Origin of the sequence: Antrihabitans stalagmiti (assembly GCF_016482825.1) — a bacterium.
GTDB lineage: Bacteria > Actinomycetota > Actinomycetes > Mycobacteriales > Mycobacteriaceae > Antrihabitans > Antrihabitans stalagmiti.
On sequence record NZ_JAEMNV010000044.1, the window covers coordinates 1 to 1060 of the forward strand.

Below are 1060 nucleotides of genomic sequence, written 5' to 3' on the forward strand. Positions count from 1 at the left end.
GCGTCTGATCGGGCCGATCAGCACCTCTCGGGTCCAGCGGGGTCATCCGCCGATTACCTCGTTCCTCGACTTGGACCTCGACGCCTGGGAGGCCGAGGCGCGTGGGGCATACACCGCCCGCTACCACCGTCTGCCCGTGGCGACGTTTCGCCAGAACTATGTGCATATCCTGCGCCGTATCAGGCGGGCGTTGGGCATTGCTTATCACGAGCAAGCGTGGTGGCAGGCCGACCTGTGGGACCCGGTCCATGACCCTCGGATACCGGGGCGACGGCACGAACCGCGCGGACAGGCCACTGTCGACTGGTCGAGCGTGGAACCGGGCTGGTTGCGTGCGGCAGGGCAGTGGTGGCTGGGAACACTCGTCAACGCCGACCGGATTCGGTGGGGCAGCGTCGGCCGGTACCGGACGGTGTTGTGTTCCCATTTTGGACCGTTCCTGATCGAACGCGGTATCGACAGTCCGGTACTGGTCACCGACCCGGTCACGATGTTGCGCCCCTTTGCCAACGACTTCCTCGGATGGCTGCGCACCCGTCGCGCGGGAAGCGGACCCAACAAGGGACAGCCGCTGAGCAACAAAACGATCTCGCTGACCCAGACTGCGGTGAATTCGATGTACGCATTCTTTGTTGAACATCGCGACGAAGCCGCGTTCGTGCTGGGCGACCCGCGATGGCGCGAGATCACCGAACGGCACCTGATCATGTGGCCGCGCGCGGAAACGATCTCGGTGACCCATTCCACCGAGGCACCGGAGTACCTCGACGCCGACGATCTCAGTCGAGTCACCGCCCATCTGGACTTGATCGGACTGCCCACCACCGAGTCCCGCACGATCGTGGTCAACGGTCACGAGAAGGAGGTGTTCGGGCTCGGCGATCCGCAGGTCATGCGCGCATACCTGCTGCTGATTCTCACCGGGCGTCGCGTCAACGAGATCCTGATGCTCGATCCGGAGCCGCTGAGCTCCCTTCTCACCGCATCGGGTGATTCCGAGAGGTCGGATGCCGAGCCGAAGAACGAGGCGTCAGAGTTCTTCGTCGCGCGCCTGCGTTAC

At 64.2% G+C, this 1060-nt stretch carries 1 protein-coding gene; it reads left to right on the forward strand.

Annotation, left to right across the window (positions count from 1 at the left end):
* Nucleotides 1-1060: site-specific integrase (locus tag JGU71_RS29610; protein ID WP_504739565.1), on the forward strand; the 1060-nt coding region annotated here is incomplete at both ends.